Source organism: Cellulomonas sp. URHE0023 (assembly GCF_000688475.1).
GTDB lineage: Bacteria > Actinomycetota > Actinomycetes > Actinomycetales > Cellulomonadaceae > Cellulomonas.
The window spans coordinates 21,433-34,909 of sequence record NZ_JIAN01000006.1 but is presented as its reverse complement, the minus strand read 5'-3'; the positions used below and the strand labels follow the sequence as shown (position 1 = coordinate 34,909).

At 71.1% G+C, this 13,477-nt stretch carries 14 protein-coding genes and 1 tRNA gene; 1 reads left to right on the top strand and 14 read right to left on the bottom strand.

Annotated features, from left to right (window positions below):
- Positions 1-30: 30 nt before the first annotated feature.
- From ruvB to pdxT, 5 genes are all read right to left on the bottom strand, one after another.
- The gene (gene ruvB / locus N553_RS0109380) at positions 31-1,086 is read right to left on the bottom strand and encodes a Holliday junction branch migration DNA helicase RuvB (RefSeq protein ID WP_028046295.1); all 1,056 of its coding nucleotides are present in this window, start codon (positions 1,084-1,086) and stop codon (positions 31-33) included.
- Positions 1,079-1,690: a Holliday junction branch migration protein RuvA gene (gene ruvA / locus N553_RS0109375; protein WP_028046294.1), complete on the bottom strand. Its 612-nt coding sequence runs from the start codon at positions 1,688-1,690 to the stop codon at positions 1,079-1,081. The genes ruvB and ruvA overlap by 8 nt, the downstream gene beginning before the upstream one ends.
- A gap of 103 nt (positions 1,691-1,793) precedes the next feature.
- Positions 1,794-2,360: a crossover junction endodeoxyribonuclease RuvC gene (gene ruvC, locus N553_RS0109370; RefSeq protein ID WP_028046293.1), complete on the bottom strand. Its 567-nt coding sequence runs from the start codon at positions 2,358-2,360 to the stop codon at positions 1,794-1,796.
- A gap of 107 nt (positions 2,361-2,467) precedes the next feature.
- Positions 2,468-3,223: a YebC/PmpR family DNA-binding transcriptional regulator gene (locus N553_RS0109365; protein ID WP_028046292.1), complete on the bottom strand. Its 756-nt coding sequence runs from the start codon at positions 3,221-3,223 to the stop codon at positions 2,468-2,470.
- Positions 3,224-3,281: 58 nt separating this feature from the next.
- On the bottom strand, positions 3,282-3,881 hold the full coding sequence (pdxT, locus tag N553_RS0109360) for a pyridoxal 5'-phosphate synthase glutaminase subunit PdxT (protein ID WP_028046291.1): 600 nt from the start codon (positions 3,879-3,881) through the stop codon (positions 3,282-3,284).
- A gap of 141 nt (positions 3,882-4,022) precedes the next feature.
- On the opposite strand from pdxT, the gene N553_RS0109355 reads away from it, so the two are divergent.
- Positions 4,023-5,252 (top strand): kynureninase, encoded by a 1,230-nt coding sequence (locus tag N553_RS0109355; RefSeq protein WP_028046290.1) that lies wholly within the window; start codon positions 4,023-4,025, stop codon positions 5,250-5,252.
- 9 nt (positions 5,253-5,261) lie between these two features.
- On the opposite strand, the gene N553_RS0109350 is transcribed toward N553_RS0109355, so the two are convergent.
- From N553_RS0109350 to N553_RS0109310, 9 genes are all read right to left on the bottom strand, one after another.
- Positions 5,262-5,888, bottom strand: coding sequence for an NUDIX hydrolase (locus N553_RS0109350; protein ID WP_369796698.1), 627 nt, complete (start codon positions 5,886-5,888; stop codon positions 5,262-5,264).
- Positions 5,885-6,808, bottom strand: a complete 924-nt coding sequence (pdxS, locus tag N553_RS0109345) for a pyridoxal 5'-phosphate synthase lyase subunit PdxS (protein ID WP_028046288.1) — start codon at positions 6,806-6,808, stop codon at positions 5,885-5,887. Before pdxS ends, N553_RS0109350 begins: the two co-directional genes overlap by 4 nt.
- Before the next feature lie 116 nt (positions 6,809-6,924).
- Positions 6,925-7,614: a hypothetical protein gene (locus N553_RS0109340; RefSeq protein WP_028046287.1), complete on the bottom strand. Its 690-nt coding sequence runs from the start codon at positions 7,612-7,614 to the stop codon at positions 6,925-6,927.
- Positions 7,611-8,825 (bottom strand): glycosyltransferase family 4 protein, encoded by a 1,215-nt coding sequence (locus tag N553_RS0109335; RefSeq protein WP_028046286.1) that lies wholly within the window; start codon positions 8,823-8,825, stop codon positions 7,611-7,613. Before N553_RS0109335 ends, N553_RS0109340 begins: the two co-directional genes overlap by 4 nt.
- The gene (locus N553_RS0109330; protein ID WP_028046285.1) at positions 8,822-9,784 is read right to left on the bottom strand and encodes a phosphatidylinositol mannoside acyltransferase; all 963 of its coding nucleotides are present in this window, start codon (positions 9,782-9,784) and stop codon (positions 8,822-8,824) included. The genes N553_RS0109335 and N553_RS0109330 overlap by 4 nt, the downstream gene beginning before the upstream one ends.
- Complete coding sequence (gene pgsA / locus N553_RS0109325) at positions 9,781-10,395, bottom strand: phosphatidylinositol phosphate synthase (RefSeq protein WP_028046284.1); 615 nt, start codon at positions 10,393-10,395, stop codon at positions 9,781-9,783. Before pgsA ends, N553_RS0109330 begins: the two co-directional genes overlap by 4 nt.
- 7 nt (positions 10,396-10,402) lie before the next feature.
- A complete protein-coding gene (locus N553_RS0109320; protein ID WP_028046283.1) occupies positions 10,403-10,966 on the bottom strand; it encodes an HIT domain-containing protein in 564 nt (187 codons plus the stop codon).
- 3 nt (positions 10,967-10,969) lie between these two features.
- Complete coding sequence (gene thrS / locus N553_RS0109315; protein ID WP_028046282.1) at positions 10,970-12,982, bottom strand: threonine--tRNA ligase; 2,013 nt, start codon at positions 12,980-12,982, stop codon at positions 10,970-10,972.
- Between the two features lie 141 nt (positions 12,983-13,123).
- Positions 13,124-13,196 (bottom strand) — tRNA-Val (locus tag N553_RS0109310).
- Positions 13,197-13,477 lie beyond the last annotated feature (281 nt).

Genomic DNA, 13,477 nt, shown 5'->3' with positions numbered 1-13,477 from the left:
CGGGGCGAAGGGCTGTCGAGAGTCCTGAACCTACCCGAACAGTGTCCCGGCGCTCTGCGGCACGTCGAGCCCGAGGTGCGCCCACGCCGCCGGCATGGCGATCCGGCCGCGCGGTGTGCGTCCGACCAGACCCTCGCGCACCAGGAACGGCTCAGCGACCGTCTCCACGGTCTCAGGCTCCTCGCCCACGGCGACCGCCAGGGTGGTCAACCCGACCGGTCCCCCACCGAAGCGCGTGCACAGCGCCGTGAGAACCGCGCGGTCGAGCCGGTCGAGGCCGAGCTCGTCGACCTCGTACACCTCGAGCGCGGCGCGTGCGGCAGCCAGGCTCAGCGTGCCGTCGCCACGGATCTCCGCCCAGTCGCGCACCCGTCGCAGCAGCCGGTTCGAGATCCGGGGTGTCCCCCTCGACCGTGAGGCGATCTCAGCGGCGGCCTCGTGTGCGAGCGGTACGCCCAGCAGGCCGGACGACCGAAGGAGCACGCGCTCCAGCTCGTCGGTCGAGTAGAAGTCGAGGTGGCCCGTGAAGCCGAACCGGTCGCGCAGAGGAGCCGGCAGCAGGCCGGCCCTCGTGGTCGCGCCGACGACGGTGAACGGCGGGAGCGACAGCGGGATCGCGCTCGCACCAGCGCCCTTGCCCACGATCACGTCGACCCGGAAGTCCTCCATCGCGACGTAGAGCAGCTCCTCTGCAGGGCGCGCGAGCCGGTGGATCTCGTCGATGAAGAGGACTTCTCCCTCCTCGAGCGACGACAGCACTGCGGCGAGGTCACCCGCGTGCTGGATGGCCGGCCCGCTCGTGACGCGCAAGGAGGTGGCCAGCTCGGCGGCGATGATCATGGCCAAGGTCGTCTTGCCGAGGCCGGGCGGTCCGGACAGCAGGACGTGATCGGGTGCGCGACCGCGGGCGCGCGCGGCCTGCAGCACGAGCGACAGCTGGTCGCGGACCACACGCTGACCGACGAACTCCCCGAGGTTGCGCGGCCGCAGGGCCGCCTCGGCAGCACGCTCGATGTCGTCGGCGGCAGTACGGACGAGCGACTCCGCTCCGAACCGCTCGGTCACGAGCTCGTCGTCGTCAGGCATGCCCGCCACCCAGTGTCCGAAGGGCGGCACGCAGCACGCCCGCGATCTCGTCCTCGGCGACCGGGCCCTCGGAACCCTCCAGGACCATCGCGACCGCGTCGCCCGCGGCTCGCGCCGTCCAGCCGAGCCCGACGAGCGCCTCGACCACCATGTCACGACGGTCGCCCGGAGCCGCCTGGGCGGGAGCGGACGACACGACGGCCGGGACACCGATCCGGTCCTTGAGCTCGAGGATGATGCGCTGGGCACCCTTGAGGCCGATCCCCGGGACGCGCTGCAGGGCCTTAACATCGGCGTCGAGCACCGCCCGGCGCAGGCCGTCGGGGGTGTGCACGGCGAGCATCGCGAGGGCGAGCCTCGGCCCGACACCGCTGACGGTCTGCACCACCTCGAACACCTCACGCTCGTCCTCGTCGGCGAACCCGAAGAGTGTCAGCGCGTCCTCCCGCACGAGCAGCGACGTCGCGAGCCGGGCCGACGAGCCGACGCGCAGCCCGGCGAGCGTCGCGGGCGTCGCGTGCACCAGGAGCCCGACACCGCCGACCTCGACGACCGCCGCGTCGAGCCGCACCGCCAGCACCGTGCCATGCACCGACGCGATCACCTGGCTGCTCCGTCACGACGGTCGTTGCTCATGCGCCCATGCTGGCACATCGAGACGAACACGTGTACGAGTGACACGCGCCGGGCGCGTGCCCGTGGCGCCCTCAACCGCGGCGCCGAGCCGCCTGCTCGGCCGACGCCCAGGCACGCTGCGCCGGTGTGAGGGATCCGGGCGCGCGCTGCGGCGCACCGAGCGTTCCCGCGGGCCGCCAGATGTGGCAGACGGCGAGCGCCAGGGCGTCGGCGGCGTCCGCCGGACGCGGCAGCTCCTCGAGGCGAAGCAGGCGCTGCACCATCGTCTGGACCTGGGCCTTCTCGGCCCGTCCGCTGCCCGTCACCGCCGCCTTGACCTCGCTGGGGGTGTGCAGGGCGACGGGGATCCGCCGACGCGCCGCCGCCACCATCGCGATGCCCGCGACCTGAGCGGTACCCATGACCGTCCGCAGGTTCTGCTGGGCGAACACGCGCTCGACCGCGACGGCGTCCGGTGCGTGCTCCTCGAGCCACTCCTCGATCTGCTTCTCGATGTGCAGCAGGCGCTGGTCGACGTCCCAGAGCGCGTCGGAGGTGGCGACACCGACCGCGACCATCGCAAGTCGGCGACCGGGCAGACCGTCGACGACGCCCAGGCCGCACCGGGTCAGACCGGGATCGACTCCGAGGACGCGCACCGGGTCATGGTCGCAGCACGACCGGCCGGTTCCCGGGAGGCGCGACGACAGAGGGACCCGGCCGACGTGCGGCGGGTCCCTCTGTCAGGAACGGAGATCGGGCGACCTCAGTCGTCCTCGAGCTCGGCCATGACCTCGTCCGAGGCGTCGAAGTTCGCGTAGACGTTCTGCACGTCGTCGGAGTCCTCGAGCGCGTCGATGAGCCGCAGGATCTTGCGTGCGCCCTCGGCGTCCACCTCGATCTGGGTGGCGGGCCAGAAGACGACGTCGGCCGAGTCGTACTCGATTCCCGCAGCCTGCAAGGCCGTCCGCACGGGAACCAGGTCGGTGGCCTCGGAGAGCACCTCGAACGCCTCGCCGAGGTCGTTCACCTCCTCGCCGCCCGCGTCCAGCACGGCCTCCATCACGGCGTCCTCGTCCGTGCCGTCCTTGGGGACGATGACGACACCCTTGCGCGAGAACAGGTAGGAGACGGAGCCCGGGTCGGCCATCTGACCGCCGTTGCGCGTGAACGCGACGCGCACGTCGGACGCTGCACGGTTGCGGTTGTCCGTCAGGCACTCGACGAGCACGGCGATGCCACCGGCGCCGTAGCCCTCGTACATGATCGTCGCGTAGTCGGCGCCGCCGGCCTCCTGGCCGGACCCACGCTTGACGGCGCGGTTGATGTTGTCGATGGGGACCGACGACTTCTTGGCCTTCTGCACGGCGTCGAACAACGTGGGGTTGCCCGCGAGGTCACCCCCGCCGGTGCGCGCGGCGACCTCGATGTTCTTGATCAGCTTGGCGAAGAGCTTGCTCCGCTTGGCGTCGACGACGGCCTTCTTGTGCTTGGTGGTGGCCCACTTGGAGTGACCCGACATCGCTTCAGCTACCCCTTCGTCTCTGTGCATGCCCGGCACTGGCTACCGCGCCGGGGCGTCACAGGGTGTCGCGGACGATCTGTACGAACAGTTGATGCACCCGGGTGTCTCCCGTGACCTCCGGATGGAACGAGGTCACCAGGAGCGCACCCTGGCGAACGGCAACGATCCTACCGGCGGCCGGACCCGACTCCACTCGCCCCAGCACCGTGGCGGCCGGACCGACCTCCTCGACCCACGGCGCGCGGATGAACACCCCGTGCACCGATCCGTCGACACCCTCGATGTCGAGGTCGGTCTCGAACGACTCGACCTGCCGTCCGAACGCGTTGCGACGGACCGTCACGTCCACTCCGCCGAGGGTCTGCTGCCCTTCGATACTGCCGAGCACGCGGTCGGCGAGCAGGATCATGCCGGCGCACGACCCGTATGCCGGCATGCCCCCGCGCAGCCGCGTTCGGACTGGCTCGAAGAGGTCGAACGCGCGCAGCAGCTTGTCCATGGTCGTGGACTCACCACCCGGCAGCACGAGGGCGTCCACCGCGTCGAGCTCGCTCTCGCGGCGCACAGGTACGGCGGTGGCACCGACGGCGGTCAGGGCGTGCACGTGCTCGCGCACGTCTCCCTGCAGGGCGAGGACTCCGACGGTCACGGTCACGACGCGCGATCCTAGTTCTCGAACACCTCCGGCGACGTGGCGGTCCACGACCGCCGGGCCGGGCACGCCCACCCCGTCGCGGCCCTGGCGGGCGATCCGCTGCTCCGGAGGCAGCTGCCCCAGGCCCGTAGGCTCCGCGATGTGACCGACGACCTCGACCGGCGCGCCGCCGAGCTCGACGACGCCCATGCCGCCACCGACCTGCGGACGCGGTTCCTGCTGCCCGCCGGGGTGATCTACCTGGACGGCAACTCCCTCGGCGCCCTGCCGCGGGCCGTGCCGGACGCGATCGAGCGTGTCGTCCGTGAGCAGTGGGGCTCGGATCTCATCGCGTCCTGGAACAGGCACGGCTGGTGGGACGCACCGGGACGGGTCGGCGACGCGATCGGCCGCCTCGTCGGTGCCGCCCCCGGGCAGGTCGTCGTCGGGGACTCGACAAGCGTCCGGCTCTTTCAGAGCCTGCACGCCGTAGCGGCCCTGCGGCCCGGTGCCTCCGTCGTGGTCACCGAGCCCGACGGCTTCCCCACGGACCGGTACGTCGTCGACGGGGTCGCCGCGCAGGTCGGCTGGCGGGTCGTGCACGCTCGGCCCGACGAGATCCCCGGGCTGCTCGACGAGGACGTGGCCGCCGTCGTCCTGTCCCACGTCGACTACCGCACCGGCGAGCTTCTCGACCTGCCACGCCTCACCGCCGCCACCCGTGCGGCGGGCGCCCTGGCCGTGTGGGACCTGTGCCACTCGGCGGGTGCGGTCCCGGTGGACCTGGACCGGCACGGCGTGGACCTGGCGGTCGGCTGCGGCTACAAGTACCTCAACGGCGGACCGGGTGCACCGGCGTTCGGCTACGTCGCGAGCCGGCACCAGGACCGGTTCGTCAACGTCGTTCCCGGTTGGCACGGGCACGCCCAGCCGTTCGAGATGGCCGACGACTACCAGGGGGCGCCGGGGATCGCGCGCGCCCGCATCGGGACTCCCCCGCTGCTGTCCCTTCTCGCGCTGGAGGCGGCCCTCGACGCGTTCGCCGGCGTGACGGTCGAGGCCGTGCGGGAACGCTCGCTGAGCCTGACCCGCTTCCTGCGGAATTGCATCGACCGGCTCGTCCCCGGGACGGACTTTGCCTCACCGCTGGACGACGCTGCACGTGGTTCACAGGTCGCCGTCCGCCACGAGGCGGCGTACGGGATCGTGCAGGCGCTCGCCGCCCGGGGCGTGGTCGGCGACTTCCGGACACCGGACATCGTGCGTCTGGGTGTGGCAGCCCCGTACCTGACGCACGCCGACCTGGTCACCGCCGCGCGTGCCCTGCGCGAGGTGCTGACCACCGGCGAGCACCTGGACCCGGCCTGGGCGGCACGCAACGCCGTCACGTGAGCGGCTGGATCACTCGCGCGCGAGCCCCAGGTGCACGGTGACCCCGTCCCAGGCGGGTAGGAGCCCGCGTACGAGCGCGACCAGGCTGTCTGGGAACACCTCGATGTCGACCCGTTCCAGGTCGTCCAGCGACCACCAGCGCAGCTCGTCGATGACGTCGTGCTCGAGGTCGGTCCAGCCGGCACGGTTCTCGGCGGCGAACACAGATGCCGGGACCCGGGCAAGGTAGAGCACCTCGTCCTGGCGGCAGTGCTCCGCGAAGAAGTCGAAGATCGCGGACCGTGTGAACACGGGGCCGACGAGGTCGCGGATGTCGAGCACGATGCCGGTCTCCTCGCGCACCTCGCGCACCGCGGCCGCCGCCGAGTCCTCGCCGTCGTCGATGCCGCCACCGACGGTGAACCACCAGCTGCGTTCCGGCTGGTCCACGTCATGGCCGCGGATGAGCAGGACGCGGTCGTCCTCGTCCAGAAGGATCACCCTCGCGGCCTCCCGGAACAGCAGACCGTCGTCACCGCGTCGCCACTCCGGACCGAGGCCGTGCACGGGACCTCCGCCGGCCGACCCGGACCGTGGAGAGACGGCTGAGGCCGCGGACGGGTCGTCCGCGGCCTCCACCAGGGGGTCCTGCGTCACCAGCCGCGCTCGGCCAGACGGTGCGGCTCCGGCACGTCCTCGACGTTGATGCCGACCATGGCCTCGCCCAGGCCGCGCGACACCTTGGCGATGACATCGGGGTCGTCGAAGAACGTGGTCGCCTTGACGATGGCGGCTGCGCGCTCGGCCGGGTTGCCGGACTTGAAGATGCCCGACCCGACGAACACGCCCTCGGCACCGAGCTGCATCATCATCGCCGCGTCCGCGGGGGTCGCGATGCCACCGGCGGTGAACAGCACCACGGGGAGCTTCCCGGCGAGTGCGACCTCCTTGACCAGGTCGTACGGCGCCTGCAGCTCCTTGGCGGCGACGAACAGCTCGTCCTCCGGCAGCGAGGTCAGGCGCCGGATCTGGTCGCGCAGCGTGCGCATGTGGGTCGTCGCGTTCGAGACGTCACCCGTGCCGGCCTCACCCTTGGAGCGGATCATCGCCGCACCCTCGGTGATGCGGCGCAGCGCCTCGCCCAGGTTGGTCGCACCGCACACGAAGGGAACCGTGAAGCCCCACTTGTCGATGTGGTGCGCGTAGTCGGCCGGCGTCAGCACCTCGGACTCGTCGATGTAGTCGACGCCGAGCGACTGGAGCACCTGGGCCTCGACGAAGTGCCCGATGCGCGCCTTCGCCATGACCGGGATCGAGACGGCCTCGATGATGCCGTCGATCAGGTCGGGGTCGCTCATGCGGGCGACACCGCCCTGCGCGCGGATGTCCGCCGGGACCCGCTCGAGCGCCATGACGGCGACGGCGCCGGCGTCCTCGGCGATCTTCGCCTGGTCGGCGGTGACGACGTCCATGATGACGCCGCCCTTGAGCATCTCGGCCATCCCGCGCTTCACGCGGGCGGTGCCGATGACGCCGGCGTGCGTCGCGGTGGTGGGCTGGCTGTTCTCGCTGGTCACGTCGAGCCTCACAGATCGTGTGCAGGTGGCAGGACGGCCGTGGTGGCCGCAGACGTCAATCCTAGACCGTGCGCCGGAACGCCCCAGGTCGTCTCACGGGAGCGCTGACGCCGCGTCTAGCGGCCCTCGGCGCTCGCTGGGGACCGGGAGCCCGGACGACCGAGGTTCTCGGGCCAGGTGTCGTCGAGCTCGAGCGAGTGCGGGACCGGCGCGTGCCCGGCCAGCCGCAGCAGCCGGACGAGAGGGCCACTGCGGGCGTGCACCGTCTGCGCCACTGCCTCGTTGTGGAACCGGCGTGCGAGCTGCACGCGGTACCACGCCGACGCGAGCGCGTCGGCGAGCTCGTTGCCGGTCGGGTCAGCACGCAGGACGGCGACCTCGTCCGGGTCGTCGAGCGCCTCACGGAGTGTGGACGACAGCTCGCTCTCGATCCGGCCGCGGTCGACGGGCGCGGGGCGCCCGTGGGCAGGGTGGTTCTCGGTCGACGGAAGCGCGCCGCGGTCGGACTCCAGCAACCGGCGCAGGTCGGCGGGCAGCGAGCCGTCGTCGGTCACGTCCGGGCCGCCCGCCGACAGCGCAGCCCAGGCAGCCTCCCCGACGAGCACGGAGCTGACGGGGTCGAACAGCCCGGACGTCGCCAGCTCGGCCGCGACCGTCGCGCGGCGGACCAGCTGCGCGTCGACGACAGCCTTGGACGAGAAGACCTTCCGGTGCAGCCGGTCGAGCCTCGATGCGGCGACCCAGACCCACCACAGCGCCAGGCCGAGAACGATCGTGATGTAGACGAAGATCTCCGACCAGCTCATCGGACCTCCGTCCATCCACGCAGCCGTGCACCACGTTGCGACCAGGGGTCCTCGCCCACGGGCTCGCGTGCGTCGGCCACGACCATCTCGTACACCGTCAGCACCTGGTCCGTGACCACGGACCAGTCGTACTGCGGAACCGCCTCCCGCGCGTGGGTGGTCACCGCGGTGCGCAGGGCGGGGTCGTGCAGGACGCGGATCAGGGTGCTCGCGAGGTCGGCGCTGTCACCCGTCGTGAACAGCACGCCGGCGGCGCCGTCGTCGAGCACGCGGGAGAACGCGCCCAGGTCGCTCGCGACGACCGCTGCGCCGGCACTCATCGCCTCGACGAGCACGATGCCGAAGCTCTCGCCTCCGGTCTGCGGTGCGCAGTAGACGTCGACCGACGAGAGCAGCCGCGCCTTCTCCTCGTCGGAGATCCCACCGAGGAACTCGACCGAGGCCGCCGCCTTCTCACCGAGCATCTCGCGGACCTCGTCGGGACCTGTCTCGCCGCGGCCCGCGACGAGGAACCGCGCTCCCGGGACTGCCGCCAGCACACGAGGGACCGCGTCGAGGAGGACCGGGAGCCCCTTGCGGGCCTCGTCGAGACGGCCGAGGAACGCGATCGTCGGGGCCTCCCGGGTCCCCGTCCACCGAGCGTCGGGCTCGGCGTCGATGAACCCCTGGGTGTAGACGCCGTTCGGGATCACGACGGCGTCGCCACCCATGTGCTCGACGAGCGTGCGGCGCGCGTCCTCGGACACGGCGATGCGTGCGGAGATCTTCTCGAGCGACTGGCGCACGAGCGGGTAGGCCATCTGCAGCGGGCGCGAGCGGATGAGCGCCGTGTGGAAGGTGGCGACGATCGGTCCGTCGGCGATCCACAGGGCCAGCATCCCGAGGCTCGGGGTCACGGGCTCGTGCAGGTGCAGGACGTCGAACTCGCCCGCTGCGAGCCACTTGCGGACGCGGGCCGCGGTGACCGGGCCGAACGTCATGCGGGCCACGGCGCCGTTGTAGCGCACGGGGATCGCGCGGCCCGCGGCCGTCATGTAGTCGGGGATCTCGGTGTCGTCGTCCGCCGGGACCAGGACCGACACGGTGTGCCCGCGGGCGATGAGAGCCTCGGCGAGGTCACGGACGTGGAACTGCACACCACCAGGCACGTCGTAGGAGTAGGGGCAGACGATGCCGACCCGCAGCGGACGCACGGCGCCAGGCACGCTCATGCCGGTCGTTCCGCGCGGTCCAGCATGGCTGCGTACCGCGAGGGGTCGAGGTCCTCGACGAACACCTTCTGCAGCATGTGCCAGTCCTGGGGGTTCTGCCGGATGCCCGCGCCGAGCTCGTCGACCCATGCCTGCGTCAGCACCCGCACCTGGTCGGCACGTGCGACGCCCACGGGCACCGGGATGGGCTTGTGGAAGTCGATGACGATCCCCCACGGCGACCCGGCCGCCTTGCGACGAGCGCCGGTGAGCCGCTCGTAGGAGATGACCGTGGTCACGAGCGGCGCACCCGTCGAGATCGCCAGGGCGGCGGGCCCGGCAGCGAATCGAGCACGCAGCCCGAAGAGGTCGGCCTCGACACCCGATGCCGTCAGGTCCCGGTCGGCCAGGAGCGGGATCAGGCCGGGTCCCCCTCGGCCGGCACGCACCAGGCCTCGGAAGACGTCACCCGAGCCGGTGAGCGGGAAGATGGTCAGACCGATGCTCTCGCGGAACGCGAGGAACTCCTGAAAGAGCTCCTCCGGCTCGAGTCGCTCCGCGACGGTGGTCACCGGGGCGATCGCCCGCGTGGCCCAGGCACCCGCCAGGTCCCAGTTGCCCAGGTGACCCAGCGCGAGGACGACCGACTTCCCGTTGTCCGTGTACGGACGCAGGTTCTCGACGCCTACCGCGCGGACGCGCGCGTCGACCTGTGCGCTGCTCAACGAGCCGAGCGTGAACGCCTCGCCGAAGTACCGCATGTACGAGCGCATACCCGCGCGGGTGAGCCGACGCAGCGTGCGCGCATCGAGGTCGGGCCGTGCGCGCGAGAGGTTCTTCTCGAGCTGCACGACGCCGCCCGTGCGCCGCAGCCAGGTGACGTCCGCGACGAGGGTGAACGTGCCGCGCAGCAGTGCTCCGGGGACCTTTCCCGCGACCTTCCAGCCGAAGGCGTAGAGCCGAGCGACGTCCGCCTTCACGGTGTGGTTCCCGCGGCGGCCTGGCGGTAGACCTTGCTCACCCGCTGCACGATGGTGATGGCCGACGCCACCGCCAGCAGGACCAGGATGATCGTGAGCACGACGGTCGGCGCACCCATTCCGACGACCGCCGTGGCCACCAGGACCAGGAGCAGCCGGTCGGCCCGCTCGGCGATCCCGCCCGACGCCGTCATGCCCAGGCCCTCCGCCCGCGCTCGCGCGTACGGGACGATGGAGCCGAGGACCAGGCAGACGAGCGCGAGGACGGCGGTCAGTCGGTCGTCGCCCCCCGCGGTGAACCACAGGACGAGCCCCGCGAAGATCGCACCGTCACCGAACCTGTCCATCGTCGAGTCGAGGAACGCGCCCCACGGTCCCGAGCGTCCGGCCTGCCGCGCCATGACGCCGTCGAGCGAGTCGGTGAGCACGAACACCGTGATGATCAAGGTGCCCAGGAGCAGGTTGCCGGTCGGGAACGCCCACAAGGCGGTCGTGACGACGACGAGCGTGCCGCCGATGGTCACCGCGTCCGGCGAGACGCCCAGACGTAGCAGGAGCGTGGCCAGGGGCGTGAAGAGGCGCGTCATGGCGCCCCGCAGTCCGTTCAGCACGTGCCGATCATCCCTTCGATCCGCCTTGCCAGGCTGCTGCCAGCCGTGCCCGCGTGTCGCCCAGGAGCTCTGGCAGGGCACGGCTGCGGCCCACGATCGGCAGGAAGTTGGAGTCGCCACCCCACCGTGGCACGACGTGCTGGTGCAGGTGGGCGGCGATCCCGGCACCCGCGACGTCACCCTGGTTCATCCCCAGGTTGAACCCGTGCGGCGCCGAGACGGCACGCAGCGTCGACATCGCCGTCCGGGTCAGTGCAGCCACCTCGGACACCTCCGCCTCGGTCAGCTCTGTGTAGTCGGCGACGTGCCGGTACGGGCAGACCATCAGGTGCCCCGAGTTGTACGGGTACAGGTTGAGCACCACGAACGCGACCTCGCCACGGGCGACGATCAGCCCGTCCTCGTCGCTGCGCGTGGGCGCCCGGCAGAACGGGCATCCCGGGCCGGCATCGCTGTCGGTCGGCTTGTCCTGGCCGCCGATGTACGCCATCCGGTGCGGCGTCCACAGCCGCTCGAAGCCGTCAGGAACGCCGGCGAGGTCGTCGGCGGGCTCTGGGTCAGGAGACGGCACGCGTCAGACCTGGACCCGGTCGCGCACGGCGGAGACGATGCGCTCGACCGCCTCAGCGACCGGCACCCCGTTCTCCTGATGCCCGTCCCGGTACCGGAACGAGACTGCGCCGGCTTCGGCGTCCTCACCGCCTGCGATGAGCACGAACGGGATCTTCTGCGTGCTCGCGTTGCGGATCTTCTTGCCGAACCTGTCGTCGGAACGGTCGACCTCCGCCCTGATCCCCTGGGCCCTCAGCTGTGCGACGACCTCGTCGAGGTACGGCTCGAACGGCTCCGCGACCGGCACCGCGAGCACCTGCACGGGAGCGAGCCAGGCCGGGAACGCGCCGCCGTAGTGCTCGGTCAGCACCGCGAAGAACCGCTCGACGGAGCCGAACAGCGCGCGGTGGATCATGACGGGCCGCTGCCGGCTGCCGTCCGAGGCGGTGTACTCGAGCTCGAACCTCTCGGGCAGGTTGAAGTCGAGCTGGATCGTCGACATCTGCCAGGTGCGACCGAGGGCGTCCTTGACCTGCACGGAGATCTTCGGGCCGTAGAACGCGGCGCCGCCCGGGTCGGGTACCAGGTCGAGACCAGAGGCCTCAGCGACCGCGCGCAGGGTCTCGGTGGCCTCTTCCCAGACCTCGTCGGAACCCACCGACTTGTCGGGGTTCTTGGTCGAGAGCTCCAGGTAGTAGTCGTCGAGCCCGTAGTCCTTGAGCAGGTCGAGGACGAACTTCAGCGTCGTGGTGAGCTCGTCCGCCATCTGCTCGCGGGTGCAGTAGATGTGGGCGTCGTCCTGCGTGAACCCGCGGGCGCGCGTCATGCCGTGCACCACGCCGGACTTCTCGTACCGGTAGACGGTGCCGAACTCGAAGAGCCGCAACGGCAGCTCCCGGTAGGACCGGCCACGCGCCGCGAAGATCAGGTTGTGCATCGGGCAGTTCATGGGCTTGAGGTAGTACTGCTGCCCGGCCTTGCGCACGTGGCCCTCGGCGTCGCGCTCCTCGTCGAGCGTCATCGGCGGGTACATGCCCTCGGCGTACCAGTCGAGGTGACCCGAGATCTCGTACAGCTTGCTCTTGGTGATGTGCGGGGTGTTCACGAACTCGTAGCCACCCTGCACGTGGCGCAGGCGGCTGTAGTGCTCCATCTCCATGCGGATCACGCCGCCCTTGGGGTGGAACACCGCCAGGCCCGAGCCGATCTCCTCCGGGAAGGAGAACAGGTCGAGCTCGGTGCCCAGCCGCCGGTGGTCACGACGCTCCGCCTCGGCGATGCGCTCGAGGTACGCGCGCAGCTCGTCCTTCGTCGGCCACGCGGTGCCGTAGACGCGCTGCAGCTGGGGGTTCTTCTCGCTGCCCCGCCAGTACGCCGCCGCCGAACGGGTGAGCTGGAACCCGTTGCCCAGCAGACGCGTGCTCGGGATGTGCGGTCCACGGCACAGGTCCTGCCACACGACCTGCTCGGTCTCGCGGCCGGCGCCGCGAACGTTCTGGTAGATGCTCAGGCCGCCCAGGCCTACCTCGACCGACGCGCCCTCGGCTGCGGCCGGGTCGCCCTTCAGGCCGATGAGCTCGAGCTTGTAGGGCTCGTCGCGCAGCTCGTGGCGCGCCTCGTCCTCGGTGACGTCCCACCGACGGAAGGTCTGGCCCTCCTTGGCGATCCGGCCCATGACCTTCTCGATCGCCTTGAGGTCCTCCGGCGTGAACGGCACGTCCACGTCGAAGTCGTAGTAGAAGCCGTCGGTGATCGGCGGACCGATGCCGAGCTTGGCCGTCGGGACGACCTCCTGTACTGCCTGCGCGAGCACGTGAGCCGCAGAGTGCCGCAGGACCGCGAGACCGTCAGGCTCCTCGATGGTCACGGCCTCGACGACCGCGCCTTCGGTCAGGGGCAGGTGCAGGTCGCGCAGCTCGCCGTCCACGCGGACGACGACGACGTCGCGCCGGGCGGAGAACAGGTCGGTACCCGTCGTCCCCGGCTCCACCGTGGTCGCGATCCCGTCGACGGTGAGGGTGATGAGCTCGGGCACCGGTACTGCCTCCTTCGTGGCGCCCGCCCGGGCGGCAGGCCACTCGATGCTACCGGCGGGAAGGTACCGGTCCGACGGCTTACTCGGCGGCCGGGGACGACAGGAGGGGTCGGCCCGCGGGCCGACCCCTCCTGGTGAACGTGGGCGATACCGGACTCGAACCGATGACCTCCTCGGTGTGAACGAGGCGCTCTACCAACTGAGCCAATCGCCCATCCCCCACATGATGTTCACCGTTGCGACACGCGCGTGTCCTGCGGCGAGCATCACCAGCGGGTGATGTCGAGGGAATGCTACCTGGCAGTCGCCGAGATTCCGAACTGGTGCATCCGTGAGGGCGGCAAAGCGCTGATCAGCGCATGTTCGCGCTCTCATGGCTGAGCTCACGTCCGTCCGGTACCGGGTGCCGACACCCTTCACTCGATCGAGAGCGCGTCCCTCCGGGTGAACTAGGGGGCGGTACCGGTCCAATCCGGCATTCGTCCTGCCATGATG

Bases quoted from the DNA above. Each gene is read 5' to 3' on its own strand.
- ruvB (WP_028046295.1), bottom strand. From the start codon at position 1,086: ATGCCTGACGACGACGAGCTCGTGACCGAGCGGTTCGGAGCGGAGTCG.
- N553_RS0109365 (WP_028046292.1), bottom strand. From the start codon at position 3,223: ATGTCGGGTCACTCCAAGTGGGCCACCACCAAGCACAAGAAGGCCGTC.
- N553_RS0109340 (WP_028046287.1), bottom strand. From the start codon at position 7,614: ATGAGCTGGTCGGAGATCTTCGTCTACATCACGATCGTTCTCGGCCTG.
- N553_RS0109335 (WP_028046286.1), bottom strand. From the start codon at position 8,825: ATGAGCGTGCCTGGCGCCGTGCGTCCGCTGCGGGTCGGCATCGTCTGC.